Below are 13,831 nucleotides of genomic sequence, written 5' to 3'. Positions count from 1 at the left end.
GCCGGAGTCCCGTGCCCTTGCTCACCGCCTCGCGGCCTCGCCGCCGTCCCCTGTCGGCCCTGCGCAACGTCCTGACTAGCGACGCCGGCGGCGGCCTCGTCCTGATGGCGAGCGCCGCGCTCGCCCTGGTGATCGCCAACTCGCCGCTGGCGGACACCTACTTCGCCGCGCTGAAGGCCTACGTCGGTCCCCTATCGGTCCTGCACTGGATCAACGACGCCCTGATGGCGGTGTTCTTCCTGCTCGTCGGTCTGGAGATCAAGCGCGAGGTGCTCGACGGGCGCCTGCGCACCTGGCCCGACCGCGTCCTGCCGGGGCTGGCCGCGCTCGGCGGCATGGCGGTCCCGGCCATCGTCTACGCCGCCGTGAACTGGAACTCGCCCGAAACCCTGCGCGGCTGGGCGATTCCCGCCGCCACCGACATCGCCTTCGCGCTCGGCGTGCTGGCGCTGCTCGGCCCCCGGGTGCCGGTCTCGCTCAAGGTGTTCCTGACGGCGCTCGCCATCATCGACGACCTGGGCGCAGTCCTCATCATCGCGGCCTTCTATACCGCCGACCTGTCGCTGCCGATGCTCGGCGGGGCGGCGGTCACGCTCGCGGTCCTCTACGGGATGAACAAGGCCGGCGTCGCCCGCCTGTGGCCCTACCTGCTGCTCGGCGCGGTGCTGTGGGTGTTCGTGCTCAAGTCGGGCGTCCACGCCACCATCGCCGGCGTGCTGCTGGCGCTGACGGTTCCGCTCCGTCTCAGCGTCGGCAAGCCGGACGATCCGACCTCGCCGCTCCACATCCTCGAGCACGCGGTCCATCCCTGGTCGGCCTACCTCATCCTGCCCGTCTTCGGCTTCGCCAACGCGGGCGTGTCGCTCGCCGGGATCACGCCGCGCATGCTGCTCGACCCGGTCACGCTCGGCGTGGCGCTCGGGCTGTTTGTGGGCAAGCAGGTTGGTGTGTTTGGTCTCGTCATCGCCGCGGTGAGGCTCGGACTGGCGCAGCGCCCGGCCCATGCGACCTGGGCCCAGATCTACGGCGTCTCCCTCCTCTGCGGCGTCGGCTTCACCATGAGCCTGTTCATCGGCCTGCTCGCCTTCGCGAACGCCCCGGAGCTTGAGGCCGAGACCAAGGTCGGCGTGCTGATCGGCTCTCTCGCCTGCATGGCCGCGGGGGCGCTGGTCCTGCGCCTCGCCCCGGCCCGCCCGACCCACCACTGAGCCGGCACCTGTCGCGCTCCGCCGGAGCGCGACGTCATCGTCCACTCCCCGGAAGCGGGTGAAGCATCATGCCCCGTCAGTTGCCGCCGCGTCGTCCCGGCGCCATCGAAGGCCGCCTGTCGGACCTCATCCTCGCCCTCGTGGGGGTCCTGCTCCTCGGGGTGGGGGTGCTCATGCTCCTGTCCTGGCTATCCGGCGATGCCGTAGGAGCCGTGGCCGGATACGCGATTACACGGGATTCCTGAGATCCAGACCCTTCCTGTCACACGACCGATGACGATGATCACCGCGACGCTGCGCGAGCTGTACGAGGGCGACTCGCGGGGCGCTCACCGCTTTCGCTACGCCCTGCTGGTGTTCGACGTGGCGACCATCGCCTTCGTCGTCATCAGCTCGTTCCTGCCGCTGTCGCCGTGGATCGTCGCCTGCGACCTCGCGGTGGGCGCCTGCGTCCTGGCCGACTTCGCCGCTCGACTGCTCATCAGCCGCGCGTCGCTGCGCGAGTTCCGGCACCTGAGCACGTGGACGGACCTCGTGGCGGTGGCTTCGTTCCTCGCGCCCGTCGTGGTCGAGGGCGTCGGCTTCCTGCGCATCCTGCGGACGCTGCGCCTACTGCGCACCTACCACCTGCTGGAGCGGCTGCGGCAGGACAGCGACCTGTTCCGCCGCAACGAGGACGCGATCCTCGCGGCCACGAACCTGGTGGTGTTCGTGTTCGTCATGACGGGCATCGTCTACGCCACCCAACACGGCGGCAATCCGGCGATCCAGACACCGGTCGACGCCCTCTATTTCACGGTGACGTCGCTTACGACGACCGGCTACGGCGACATCACTCTGCCCGGGCCGACGGGCCGGCTGATGTCCGTCTTCGTGATGATCTGCGGCGTGACGCTGTTCTTCCGCCTCGCGCAGGTGGTGTTCCGCCCCTACAAGGTGCGCTTCCCCTGCGAGGCGTGCGGGCTGCAGCGCCACGAGCCGGACGCCGTGCACTGCAAGGCCTGCGGACACCTGCTGAACATCCCGGACGAGGGGACCTAGCGCCGGTCGGGGCGTCAGGCGACGGCGACGGGTGCGGTCCTGCGGAACCGACGGTGGCGGTCTTCCAGGTCGGCGAGATCGGACGGGTCCGCCACGTCGCGCCGTGCGGCGGCGATGACGAGGTCCGCATGGCGGGAGAGTTCGGTGGCTCGGTCCTCGAACCGCTCGACCTCGGCCACGCGGGTGAGCACGTCGAGCATCCGTCCGAGCACGTAGACTGAGCCGGCCGCGTTCTGGCGGATCATGTGGAACATGGCATCGCACAGCCCGTCGTAGTCCGTCACCGGGTGGACCAGGACGGCACGGCCCTCGCGCAGCACCACACCGGTAGGCAGGTGTCGGGGAGCGATGCGGCATAGGGCGTCCCCGAGATGGTCGACGACGCTGCCGGCGGTGAAGGGGTCGTTGATGCCGGGCGACAGCGCCCGGACCGCGATCTCCACCAACTGGCGGATCGAGAATTCCAAGTCCTGGAGCGCCGCGGGACGGCGACCCAGCGTCACGGCGTCGAGGATGGCCCCCTCGGCTCCCTCGGCCCGCGCGGACAGGAAGGCCATCGGATAGCCGGAGGGTACGTAGTCGCCGGGCCGCACCCGCAGGGTGACCATGACCCGATTCTCGTCGGCCCAATCTGCCAGGGCGTCGGTGTCCATCGCCTGCACGTAACCGCCACCGGTCGCGGCGGTGGCACACCCGCTCGGCGCCTCGGTGGGGCGAGTCGGCCCCGCCTCGTCGCAGGTGTGGTTGGCGATGGCCTTGCACAGGTCGCGCTGGACCGCATCGACCACGGTCTCGATGTTGATGCTGGTGGCGATATGATGGACGAACCAGACCAGCGTGCCGATGGCGACCAGCGCCAGGACCAGGGCTCCGGTGATGGCGAGGTGGGGGACGAACGGGCTCTCTTCCACGGTGCGCACCGTGCGTAGGACCATCAGCGAGTAGGCGAAGGCTCCGAGGAAAATGCCCAGGACCGTCTGGTTGCGGGCATCGCGAATGAAGTTGCGCAGGAGCCGCGGGCCCATCTGGCCCGAGGCCAAGGTCAGGGCGGCGATGGTGATGGAGAAGGTCGTGCCGGCGACCCCGATGTTCGAGGAGGCGATGGCGCTGAGCAGCGCCCGTGCCCCCTCGGCGCCGCCCGAGTATCCCCAGTTCGTGTCCGGGGACGAGGCATCGAAGCCGGCGATATGGGCCGTCTCCAGCCAGACCCCGAACTGGGCCAGCAGGATGCAGCCGAGCACGACCAGAGCTGGGCGAAGCCAGAACAGGTCGCCGAGGATTTCCAGCCAGGCCTTGATGCGTGCGTTCATCGTCGAGGCCTGACAGCTCCCGCTGCCGGCGACAACCGGCACGAAGGACCGTCCCGGTCGTTGGACATGGACGTGACGGTCCGTCCGACCCGGAACCGCTCGTTCAGGGACGCCGAGCGCGGGAAAGACACACCTTGATCTCGATCTTCGATCTCGCCGCGCTGCTGCTCATCCTGTCGGCCCTCTTCGGCTGGCTGAACCGACGCTTCCTGCGGATGCCGCATAGCATTGGGCTGCTCGTCATGGGGCTCCTCGCCTCGCTCGCTCTGGTGCTCGCCGACGTCGCCTTCCCGCAGCAGCACCTCTACGAGGATCTCACCCGTGTCCTCGACCAGGTCGACTTCACCGGCGTGGTCATGAACGGCATGCTCGCCTTCCTGCTGTTCGCCGGGGCCCTGAACCTCGACCTCGGCGCCCTGCGCGAGCGCGCCTTCGCGGTGGCCACCCTCGCGCTCCTCGGGACGCTCGTGTCGACCGCCGTGGTCGGCGCGGCCTTCTGGGCCGCGGCGCAGGCGCTCGGCACTCCGATGCCGCTGACTTGGGCCCTCGTGTTCGGCGCATTGATCAGCCCGACGGACCCCGTCGCGGTGCTGGCCACCCTGAAGAACGTCAAGGTACCGGAAGCCCTTGAAGTGGAGATGCAGGGCGAGGCCCTGTTCAACGACGGCATCGGCATCGTGCTGTTCACGGTGCTGGTCGCCTTCGCGGTGGGATCGGGGGGCGAGACGACGAGCGTCGGCGGGGTGGCGACGCTCCTCGTGCACGAGGCCGTGGGCGGCGTGCTTCTCGGCATCGTCACCGGCTACGTCGCCTACCGCGCAATGAAGGCCATCGACGATTTCCCGGTCGAGGTGCTGATCACCCTGGCGCTGGTCACCAGCACCTACGCGATTGCCCAGAAGCTGGGGGCGAGCGGGCCTCTCGCCGTGGTCGCGGCGGGGCTGCTCGTCGGCGAGCGTGCGCCCCGCTATGCCATGAGCGACACCACCCAGAAGTACGTCTCGGCTCTGTGGACGCTCATCGACGAGGTGCTGAACTCGGTACTGTTCCTCCTGATCGGCCTGGAGGTGTTGGTCCTCCGCTTCCAGGTCTCCAGCTTGGCGTTGGCCGCCTGCGCCGTTCCCGTCGTTCTCGTCGCCCGCCTCGTCGCGGTCTCGACACCCGTCCTGCTGTTCCGTTGGGGCGGCAACCTCTCGCTCGGCAACGTGCCGTTCCTGACCTGGGCGGGCGTGCGGGGTGGCATCTCGGTGGCGCTGGCGCTCTCGCTCCCGGATAGCGGTGCCAAACATGCCATCCTCGCGGCGACCTACGCCGTCGTGCTCTTCACCATCATCGTGCAGGGCTCAACACTCGGCCTCGTAGCCAGGCGGACGCTTCGCGCGACCTAGGCTGCCTCAAAGCCTCGCAGTACGGTTGCGGCCAGCCAGAGGGGATTGGAGCGAGCCCGGAGACCGTGTGTTCACAGGCGGGATCAACGTAGAGTCAGGGCGTCCAGCCAGCCATGTGCAGCGCCGTAGCGGATGATCTCGGCGCGGGTCCGCAACCCGAGCTTCTCCGCCGCCCGCGCCTTGTAGGTCTCGACCGACTTCACGCTGACGTCGATGCGCCGGGCGATCTCCTTGTTGCTGAAGCCTTGCGCGATCAACCGCAGGGTCTCGGCCTCGCGCGGGCTCAGTGGCTCGCGGCCTTCCGCCGTGCCCGGGCGCCCATCCGAGCCGGAAGTTGCCGCCAGGGCATGGCCGGCAATGGAGGGGTCGAGATAGACGCCGCCGGAGGCCACGGCCCGGACCGCCCGGAGCAGGTCGTCCGCGGCCGAGCGCTTGAGGAGGTAGCCGCGCGCGCCGGCTCTCATCAGCGGCTGCACGTAGGCCGCATCCTCGTGGACGGTCAGCACCAGCACCCGGGTGCCGGGGCATTCACCCTTCACCCGCTCCGTCAATTCAAGGCCGTTCAGTCCGGGCATCGAGACGTCGACCACGGCGACGTCGGGCGCGACGGCGCGGATCATCGGCAGCGCCTCGCCGCCGTCGGTGGCCTCGCCGACGAGCTCGACCTCCGGGTCGGCGTTCAGCAGCGCCCGGATGCCCGCGAGGACGACCGGATGGTCGTCGGCCAGGATGACGCGGATACGGTCCATGCTGTTCCCTCTCGTGGGTCAGGCGGCTGGCGTCACCGGGATGCGGACGAACAGCGTGGTGCCGACGCCCAGGGATGCCTCCAGCGCGAGCGTGCCGTTCAGAAGGGTCAAACGCTCGCGGATGCCCGAGAGACCCAGCCGCGGCTCCGTCGGCGTGCTGCGCCCCACGGAAACGGCAGGGCCCGGTTCGAAGCCGACGCCGTCGTCCTCGATGATGACCTGGACCTCGTCCGGGCGACGGTCGACGCAGACGCTGACGGTGGCCGCGCGGGCGTGCTTGAGGACGTTGGTGAGCGCCTCCTGCACGATCCGGTAGACCGCGCTCTCGACGGCCGCCGGGAGGCGCGACGCATCCCCGACGAACTCCAGATCGGATCGGACGCCGTGGCGCTGCCCCCACTCGCGCAGAAGCGTCGCCAGCGCCTCGCGCAGCCCGAGGTCGTCCAGGGCGGTCGGGCGCAGGTCGATGGCGGCGCGGTGGATGTCGCGCCCGATCTCGCCGGCGAGGCGCTGCAGCCACTGGATCTGCCGTCCGGCTTCGGTCGAGGTTTCCTGCGCGTCGAGCAGACGTTCCAACCCCTTGAGGCCGAGCGACAGGCCGGTCACAGTCTGGCCGACCTGGTCGTGCAGCTCGCGGGCGATCCGGCGCTGTTCGTTCTCCTGCGCCTCGCCGAGGCGGCGCAGCAGGTCGAGCCGCTCCGCCTCAGCCCGCTTGCGCGGCTCGATGTCCGAGACTACGCCGTAGACGAGGCCCGCGGGGTTCCCCTGCCGAAGCCGAGGCGCTCGCCCGGTCAGGCGCACCCAGCGCGACGCCGAACCAGCCTGGAAGACCCGGAACTCCACATCGAGGGGCTTGCCCTCGGCGAGGCTTCGCCGCACCTCCGCCGCCATACGCTCCCGGTCGCCGGCGTCGACCGCCCGGAAGGCGATGTCGGCATCCGCGGTCATTTCGCGCCCCTCCGGCACCTCCGCTTCCCAACCCAAGAGCTCGGCGGCGCGTCGGGAGGCCGTCACGGTCTCCTCGGCCGTATCCCACCGTAGGGTGCCGAGCTCCGCAGCCTCGGCGGCGACGGCGCCCTGCTCCTCGCTCGACCGCAGGGCGAGGGCGAAGCGCGCCTGCTCGCCCGCCCTCCGCTGTGCCATGTCGCGCCCGACCAGCCCGACCAATGCGAGGCCGAGGCCGATGCTCAGCACGCTGCCGCCGGCCAGCAGGAGGTAGGAACGCGAAACCGGCGCGTTCAGCGTGGCGACCGGCATACCGAAATGCACCGACCAGCCGCCGGTGTCCTTAAGGGTGCGGTAGACGACCTCGACGTCCGGCCCCTCCAGCGTAGACCCGGTGTAGAACCCCTGCGGCGCCCGCTGGATCGCCGCCAGCAGGGCGGCGCCGGCCGGGTGGCCGAGTTCCTCCGCCTCGGCCCGTGTGCGGGCGATAGTGTTGCCCGCCGCATCGACGATGGTCCCGACCCAGCCCTCCGGCGCGCCCGCGTCGCGAAGGATCGAGCTGACCGCGCTTGTGGCGAGGCCGACCGAGAGGACGTGGCGGAGCGTTCCGTCGCGGACGACCGGCACCCGCAGCGCGACGAGGCGCTTGCCCGAGATCAGCCCGAGCGGCCCGATCCCGCCGACCACCGGCCGCCCCGTCCGTACCACCGCGTCGAAGCTCGCGCGGTCGGCGGTGGGGCCGAGCTCGTCGTCGAGGGAGCGGAGCAGGTTGACGACCTGCACGCCGTCAGGGCCGGCGAGCTCGACGGTTTCCCAGAGCGGGTGCTCCCGCCTCAGCCGCTCGGCCTCGGCATAGAAGGCGGCGAGGTCCGGCCGGTCGAGGCTCGCCGAGGCGGCCTCGGCTCGGAGGACCGCGACCTGCGTCGCGATGTCGGAGGCGACGCGCTCGGCCACCCGGGCCGCGCTCGCCACGGCGGCGCTCCGGGTCAGTCCGCGTTGCTGCTGCGCCATGAGCGTCGCCACCCAGCCGCTGAGCAGCAGCACGGGGATGGCGGCGGCCATCGCGAGAGCGAGGAAGGTCCGTCCGTTGCCGCGATGGATCTCAGGCCGACCGGCGTCGCCGTTCTCACGTCCGGCGGTCATGCGGGGGTAACCAATCAGGGAGGGGCGTGGTGGACGGACCTGCTGGGGAGAGCGGCCGAGCCATGCTCCCTACCACATGGTCGGCCGAGACCACGCCGTCTACGAACGGCACGCCGACCATGCCGTCATCGGTCAGCACGCGCGGATCGGTCACCGCCTGCTCATCGCCAAGGAGGCGACCTCCCGACGCGATCACCTGCAGGACTTGGCGGTCGCCCCCGGCGGCGGCGTTCCGCTCCAGGTCCCGCAGCCGCCCGATCAGGTTCGGCGGCGCGGTCGCACTGTCCTGCAGGCCGGCCTCGACCAGGGCCGTGACCACTCGCTCCAGGCTCCCGAAGGTCCGGCCTTCGAACGAGTGGGGTCGTTTCCGTCCCATCGTCCCTCCGTCGCCTTTCCGAACGGTCCCGAAGCTTTGCCTTGAGGCCGGGGAAGCCCACGGTCGAGGGAGGGTCGCGACCTAGACCAAGGTCGGGTCGACCGCCCCGTTCCGTGTTGCGGGGCCGCGGGCCGTCACGGCCGGATGTGGGACCCCCTCGGCGAAGTCCCAGGTCGAACCGTCGTAACCCTCATACCAGGCCCGGCGCTCGCGGGAATCGGCCGGATGGGGACAGGCATCCCGCGGCCGCCCGAGGGCCCGGGCGCGGGAACCCTGCTTGATGACGTCCATGATCATCGACACTCCCTCCACCACATCGACGTTTGCGAAGTGGCTTCGAGTAGCGCCCGTATACTGGCCGGCGACAAGCGGTTTGGCCGGGTGTCGCCGTTCTCACCGACGCCCGTCAGGTTCATCCCGACACCGCCCGGGCGCTGGAATGCTTGGGCGTGGCCCCGCGGACACGGGACCACGCGCCGCGGGTCAGGAGTTCTTGTTGTACTTGAACTCGGGCGCGTTCTTCAGTGCGTCCTTGTCGGTGTCGACCATCGCCTTGAGCTTGCCGTCCGCCTTGTGCAGGAAGATCGAGGATGGGTCGACCAGGACGTAGCGCTCGCCCATGCCGAGGAAGCCGCCGACGCTGACGACGACGCCGGTGACCGTCTTGCCGTTGTCGATGACGAGATCCTCGACTTCGCCGATGGTCTCGTTCTTGTTGTTGTAGAGGTTCTTGCCGACGAGCTTCGACGAGGTCACCTCGGCCGGCTTGGCGGTGACGAACTTGATCTTGGCGGTCGCGGTGTCGGCCATGGTCATCCCGCCCATGCCGCCGGCCGTCGTCGGCAGCGCGGTGCCGGCCGGTGGCGTCTTCATCTGGTTGGTCTGGGCGTCGGCGGGCGGCTGCGCCGCCTTGTCCTGGGCGAGCACGGGGCCGGCGAGCACGGAACTCGCGAGGAAAACGCCGAGTGCAAGGTTCTTCATCGGTTTTACCTGTCTATGCCGACGTGGGCTCGACCCGTCCCGTGGTTGGACCGGCGCACGTCGAGGGAGTCGGGAACGGGTGGCGGCCCGGCGGGAATGCCGGGTCGCCTCGACGGGGGTCAGTAGCCGCAGGTGCAGTAGGAGCCGCGGGCGCCGTATCCGTATCCGACCGGGGCATAGCCGTAGCCGCCGTATCCCCCGTAGTAGGCCGGCCGGACCGCCGATGCCGCGAGGCCGAGCCCGAGGCCGGCCGCCAGGCCGAGACCGGGATAGCCGCGGCGGTAGCCGTAGCGTCGACCGTAGCCGTAGCGCGGACCTCCGAAGCCGACGCGACGGTACCCGCCGAAGCCGCGGCGGTAGCCACGGAAGCCGACCGAACGGTATCCCCGGAAGCCGTGGCGGATGCCCCGGAAGCCGCCGTGGTGACCTGCGAAGCCGCCATGGTGGAAGCCATGGCCCCTGCCGAAGGGTCGCGCCTCGCTCGACGGCGAGAACAGCATCAGGCTCGATACGGCCGCGAGGGCCAGTGCGAGACGTCTCATCGGGTTTCAACTCCGTGATGGTGGTGGCTGACCCTTGCGGGCCACGACCGTGACGGGTTCGACGGGGTGGCCGATTGCCTGGCCGCGGGCCGGACGTTCCTGCGCCGGACCGCCGGGGACGCTCGGGCTCGGCGCCCCTCTCTTCCCGCTCACCGAGTGATCTGTGGCGCGGGGGATGGGTGCGCAGTCGGAGAAGACCGCATTCCTGTCGGGACAAGCCTGACACTCCTGAGGGCGCCGCCTCGGGGTCGGCTTGCGTGGCCGGTTTGGTTCACGAAAGCTTAAACCGGGGCCGCCGACCCTGCCGCCATCGTGCGGGCGGCAGTGCCCGGCCCACCCCGCTCACAGGGACGAGGGAGAGACATGAGGGCAGCCATCGTTCGGAAGGCTCGGCTCGCTTGGGGAAGACGGCCGGAGACCGGAAGCGCGGCCGGCACGGGCGACGCCCAGGTGCCGACGGTCCCGGCGGACGTGTCCATCGAGGACTGGGCACGCCTCGGCGGTGGCCTGGCATCGGCCGACGCCGACCTTCAATGCGTCCTTGGCGGCACTGCCACTGGCGGCCGCGGCATCCGATATCCCGGTTATGTCGTGTCGCCATCGCCATGACACCGGATCGGGTCCGTCGGTCCTGCAAGCCCCGTCGACCTGCCGACGGTGGCGGCGCTGGCCAAGCGAGCTGCCGGGTCCGGCCAACGACAACGGCGCCACCTCGTGGCCGCTTTGGGCCGCGCGCGGGATGGCGGTGGGTCTGCTCCTGCTCGTCGGCCTAGCCGGTATCCTCGCGTCCTGATGCCGGTCGTTCGCGAGCGCCGACGGTCTAGGTCGCGAACTCATAACGATTGGTCCGGTTGCCCGCCCGGATCGTTGGTTCTCTGGCAATGGAGGGTCTTGCATGGCGCGGTTTGATCTGACGGACGCGGAGTGGGCGGCGATCGAGCCGGTTCTTCCGACGGACGTGCGCGGCAAGGATCGGGCAGATGACCGGCGGGTGCTGAACGGCATCTTCTGGCGGCTGCGCACGGGCGCGCCCTGGGCCGACATCCCGGCCCGCTACGGCCCGCACACGACGTGAGGCAACCGTTTCCGGCGCTGGCGCAAGCGCGGGGTCTGGGATCGTCTTTTGAAAGCCGTGTCAGAGACTTACGAGGGCGACCTGCAGATGATCGACTCCACCAGTGTGCGGGTCCATCAGCACGCTGGCTGCGCTAAAAAAAAGACGACCGATCCCGTGGCATGGGTCGCTCACGGGGCGGTCTGACCAGCAAGATCCACGCGCTGGTGGATGCCGAGGGCCGGCCGATCGCGCTCAAGATCACCGAAGGCCAAGCGCACGATGGCCGGGCGGCCGACGACATGCTCGGCAATCTGGGGCCGGGGCAGACCCTTCTGGGGGATCGGACCTACGACAGCGATGCGCGGCGCGAGCGCCTGGCCGAGCAAGGGGCCTGGGCCAACGTGAAGCCGATGCCCAACCGCAAGAACGTGCCCGCCTTCAGCGCCTTCCTGTTCAAGCACCGCAATCTGGTCGAGCGGTTCTTCAGCAAGATCAAGCACTTCCGTGCGGTCGCGACCCGATACGACAAGGACCCGGAAAACTTCCTCGCCGGCGTCAAGCTCGCAGCCGTTCGCGTCTGGCTCCGAACTTTATGAGTCTGCGACCTAATGCAGGCGGTTGGAGGCCAGGGCCGCGCGGTCGGCGAGCTCGACCTGACCGCGACGCAGGATCACGAGACCGGCCTCGGCCCATTGCGCCAGAATGCGGCTGACGACCTCGCGGACGCTGCCCACATCGGCGGCGAGCTGTTGGTGGGTCTTGTGGACAACGCCGTCGGGTCCGGCCTCCGTGAGGAGCCGGCGCGCGAGCCTTTGCTCCAGCGGCGCGAAAGCCACCTCCTCGATCAGCGTAAACATGCTCGCCATGAGCCTGGAATAGTCGTCGAGGACGAAGCTTCGAAACTCCGGGCTCTCCGCCATCAACTGCTGGAACGTTGAGGCAGGGATCGCCGCCAGTTCGGTGCGTTCCTCCGCGATGCTCGCGGCAGGGAAGCCCCCGCCGGCCAACAGGCACTGGGTAGTGAGCACGCATGTCCCGCCCGCGCCGACCTTATAGATCAGCACCTCGCGCCCGCCCTCCGACATCCGGAACACGCGGGTCCGACCATCGATGCACATGAGGTAGTTCGCGCAAGCGCCATCGAGCTCGTATGCGACGGCACCGGCTTCGAGGATGGGGAAGTGCACCGTGCCGCGCGCGATCTGCAGGTGGGCGGCGGAGAAGCCCTTGATGAGGGGAAAGCGCTCGATCCAGCGCTCGACCTGATAGTTGACCGGCATATGTGTCGTCCGCCTGCCGCCGGCGCGATTCATGACCGCCCGGTCGTTCTTGGAAGTTTCTCCCGCCGTTCCAGGCCGGTGTTACCTAAGGTCACCGGCTCGTTCGGGCTCACCGGCATAACATTTTCCACGAGGTCCCATAAGCCGATCACCGGGACGCAACACCAAGCCGTCCCAGGGCACCTCGACGCACCAAGACCAAGCCGCCAGCGGCTGAACTCTGTCCGCCCTGCCAAACGACTTCCCTCCCTTGAACCCGCCGCCGCCGCCGTTCCTGAGAGAATCGTGAGCGGCTTCCGACTTGCGTGACCCAGGTCACCGACGCCTGGCCGGATAAGGGCTATCGTCTCCTCAATCGGACCTGCGAACGGCAGGCATGACGACAACGGAGGAGCAAACGCCATGGCATCATCGCGCCGGACGACCGCCCTGCTGGCGGGCCTGACCCTGCCCATCCTGCTGGCCGCCGGATCGGCCCATGCCGCGGCGGGCGACTCCGATAACCAACGCGCCGAGCGCTGGGGCGAGATCAAGCAGCAGATCTTCGGCGACGCCAAGATCCAGTCCGGGGGCAAGGCGGTGAAGATCGACGCCCCTAAGCGGGCGGATGACGCCTCCCTGGTGCCGATCACCCTGACCGTGCCCGACAAGGACAACGTCGCGGAGTTGTCGCTCATCATCGACGACAACCCGACGCCGTACGCCGCCCACTTCGTCTTCGGCCCGGCGGCCGACCCCAGTGAGCTTAAGCTCCGAGTGCGCGTCAACAACTACACCGACGTCCACGCCGTCGCGAAGATGAAGGACGGCACGTTGCAGGAGGCCACGGAGTACGTGAAGGCGTCCGGCGGCTGCTCGGCACCGATGGGCATGAGCGACGAGGAGGCGATGCAGGGCATGGGCGACATGCGCATGAAGTTCGGCGAGACGGTGCCAGGCAAGCCCGTCCAGGCGACCCTGATGATCCGCCACCCAAACTTCTCGGGCATGCAGATGAACCAAGTGACACGCGACTACACCCCGGCCCGCTACATCCAGAAGATTACCGTCAGCTACGGCGACAAGAGCGTCTTCACGATGGACGGAGACATCTCAATCTCTGCGAACCCCGTCATTAATTTTGGGTACCTGCCTGACGGCGCCGGCCCGATAAAGGTCACCGCCACGGACAACCAGGGTGGCCACTGGGAGAAGAGCTTCCCAGTCCGCTCGGCAAGCAACTGATGCGACCCGTGCTCCGCCTTTCCATCGTGGCCGCGGCGGCCGTGTTCCTGATCGCCGCAGCGCCCGCCGACTCACCCGTCGGCGTGCGGGAGCCCGACGGCTACTGGCAGGGGGCGCTGCACGGCTACACGCCGCAGACCCTCGCAGGGGCCACCGTCGTCGATGCCGGCGAAGTCGCCAAGCTGATCGAGGTGCATAAGCCGGTACTTCTTGACGTTTCAGAGATCGACCGGAAGCCCGCGGGCCTGCCTCCGGGCGGCCTGTGGTTCCCCATCCACCGCAACATCCCCGGAAGCACGTGGCTGCCGGGCTCGGGTGAAGGGGACCTCGACGCGGCCGCCCAGGACGCCCTCAAGGCACGGGTCGCCGATCTCACCGGGGGCGACCTCGAAAGGCCCATCGTCACCTACTGCCACCCCGACTGCTGGGGCAGTTGGAACCTCGGCAAGCGCCTCGTCGCCCTGGGCTACCGGAAAGTCCACTGGTTCCCGCAGGGCATAGAGGGCTGGCAGGACGGCCATGACACAGCCGTGTCACGCCCCGACGCGCGATGGGCCGCACGCCCGAAGTCGACCGTCGGCCAATGA

The 13,831-nt window shown here is 69.4% G+C and carries 13 protein-coding genes and 1 pseudogene; 6 read left to right on the top strand and 8 right to left on the bottom strand.

All coding sequences use genetic code 11. The features are described 5' to 3' along the window. Positions 1 to 11: 11 nt before the first annotated feature. Together nhaA and HNR51_RS20300 are read left to right on the top strand one after the other, a co-directional pair. On the top strand, positions 12 to 1,208 hold the full coding sequence (nhaA, locus tag HNR51_RS20305) for a Na+/H+ antiporter NhaA (RefSeq protein ID WP_108939627.1): 1,197 nt from the start codon (positions 12 to 14) through the stop codon (positions 1,206 to 1,208). 273 nt (positions 1,209 to 1,481) lie between these two features. Next, positions 1,482 to 2,249, top strand: a complete 768-nt coding sequence (locus HNR51_RS20300) for a potassium channel family protein (RefSeq protein ID WP_108939626.1) — start codon at positions 1,482 to 1,484, stop codon at positions 2,247 to 2,249. A 14-nt stretch (positions 2,250 to 2,263) separates the two neighbouring features. Here HNR51_RS20300 and HNR51_RS20295 read toward each other — a convergent pair whose 3' ends face one another. Beyond that, on the bottom strand, positions 2,264 to 3,559 hold the full coding sequence (locus tag HNR51_RS20295; protein WP_108939625.1) for a DUF2254 domain-containing protein: 1,296 nt from the start codon (positions 3,557 to 3,559) through the stop codon (positions 2,264 to 2,266). Positions 3,560 to 3,693: 134 nt separating this feature from the next. Here HNR51_RS20295 and HNR51_RS20290 point away from each other — a divergent pair, with 134 nt between their 5' ends. Next, entirely contained in the window at positions 3,694 to 4,947 is a 1,254-nt protein-coding gene (locus HNR51_RS20290; protein ID WP_108939624.1) for a cation:proton antiporter, read from the top strand. 83 nt (positions 4,948 to 5,030) lie between these two features. Here the strand turns inward: HNR51_RS20290 and HNR51_RS20285 are convergent, their stop codons facing one another. From HNR51_RS20285 to HNR51_RS20260, 6 genes are all read right to left on the bottom strand, one after another. Then, positions 5,031 to 5,696: a response regulator gene (locus HNR51_RS20285; protein WP_108939623.1), complete on the bottom strand. Its 666-nt coding sequence runs from the start codon at positions 5,694 to 5,696 to the stop codon at positions 5,031 to 5,033. 18 nt (positions 5,697 to 5,714) lie between these two features. Beyond that, on the bottom strand, positions 5,715 to 7,784 hold the full coding sequence (locus HNR51_RS20280) for an ATP-binding protein (protein ID WP_108939622.1): 2,070 nt from the start codon (positions 7,782 to 7,784) through the stop codon (positions 5,715 to 5,717). Then, a complete protein-coding gene (locus tag HNR51_RS20275; protein WP_239681435.1) occupies positions 7,768 to 8,103 on the bottom strand; it encodes a hypothetical protein in 336 nt (111 codons plus the stop codon). The genes HNR51_RS20280 and HNR51_RS20275 overlap by 17 nt, the downstream gene beginning before the upstream one ends. A 138-nt stretch (positions 8,104 to 8,241) precedes the next feature. Beyond that, positions 8,242 to 8,457, bottom strand: coding sequence for a ribosome modulation factor (locus HNR51_RS20270; protein WP_108939620.1), 216 nt, complete (start codon positions 8,455 to 8,457; stop codon positions 8,242 to 8,244). Between the two features lie 186 nt (positions 8,458 to 8,643). After that, a complete protein-coding gene (locus HNR51_RS20265; RefSeq protein WP_108939619.1) occupies positions 8,644 to 9,141 on the bottom strand; it encodes a PRC-barrel domain-containing protein in 498 nt (165 codons plus the stop codon). 119 nt (positions 9,142 to 9,260) lie between these two features. After that, complete coding sequence (locus HNR51_RS20260; protein WP_108939618.1) at positions 9,261 to 9,683, bottom strand: hypothetical protein; 423 nt, start codon at positions 9,681 to 9,683, stop codon at positions 9,261 to 9,263. Between the two features lie 895 nt (positions 9,684 to 10,578). On the opposite strand from HNR51_RS20260, the pseudogene HNR51_RS20255 reads away from it, so the two are divergent. Continuing rightward, positions 10,579 to 11,336 (top strand): annotated as a pseudogene (locus HNR51_RS20255) (IS5 family transposase). A 9-nt stretch (positions 11,337 to 11,345) separates the two neighbouring features. Here HNR51_RS20255 and HNR51_RS20250 read toward each other — a convergent pair. Next, on the bottom strand, positions 11,346 to 12,020 hold the full coding sequence (locus tag HNR51_RS20250) for a Crp/Fnr family transcriptional regulator (RefSeq protein ID WP_108939615.1): 675 nt from the start codon (positions 12,018 to 12,020) through the stop codon (positions 11,346 to 11,348). A 402-nt stretch (positions 12,021 to 12,422) separates the two neighbouring features. Between HNR51_RS20250 and HNR51_RS20245 the strand changes: the two genes are divergently transcribed. Together HNR51_RS20245 and HNR51_RS20240 are read left to right on the top strand one after the other, a co-directional pair. Then, on the top strand, positions 12,423 to 13,244 hold the full coding sequence (locus tag HNR51_RS20245; protein WP_108939614.1) for a quinoprotein dehydrogenase-associated SoxYZ-like carrier: 822 nt from the start codon (positions 12,423 to 12,425) through the stop codon (positions 13,242 to 13,244). After that, positions 13,244 to 13,831: a rhodanese-like domain-containing protein gene (locus HNR51_RS20240; RefSeq protein ID WP_108939613.1), complete on the top strand. Its 588-nt coding sequence runs from the start codon at positions 13,244 to 13,246 to the stop codon at positions 13,829 to 13,831. The genes HNR51_RS20245 and HNR51_RS20240 overlap by 1 nt, the downstream gene beginning before the upstream one ends.

It is taken from the genome of Methylorubrum thiocyanatum (genome assembly GCA_014138645.1).
GTDB classification, from domain to species: domain Bacteria; phylum Pseudomonadota; class Alphaproteobacteria; order Rhizobiales; family Beijerinckiaceae; genus Methylobacterium; species Methylobacterium thiocyanatum.
Note: the sequence above shows the minus strand (reverse complement) of the source record. Positions and strands in the feature narration are given on the sequence as shown.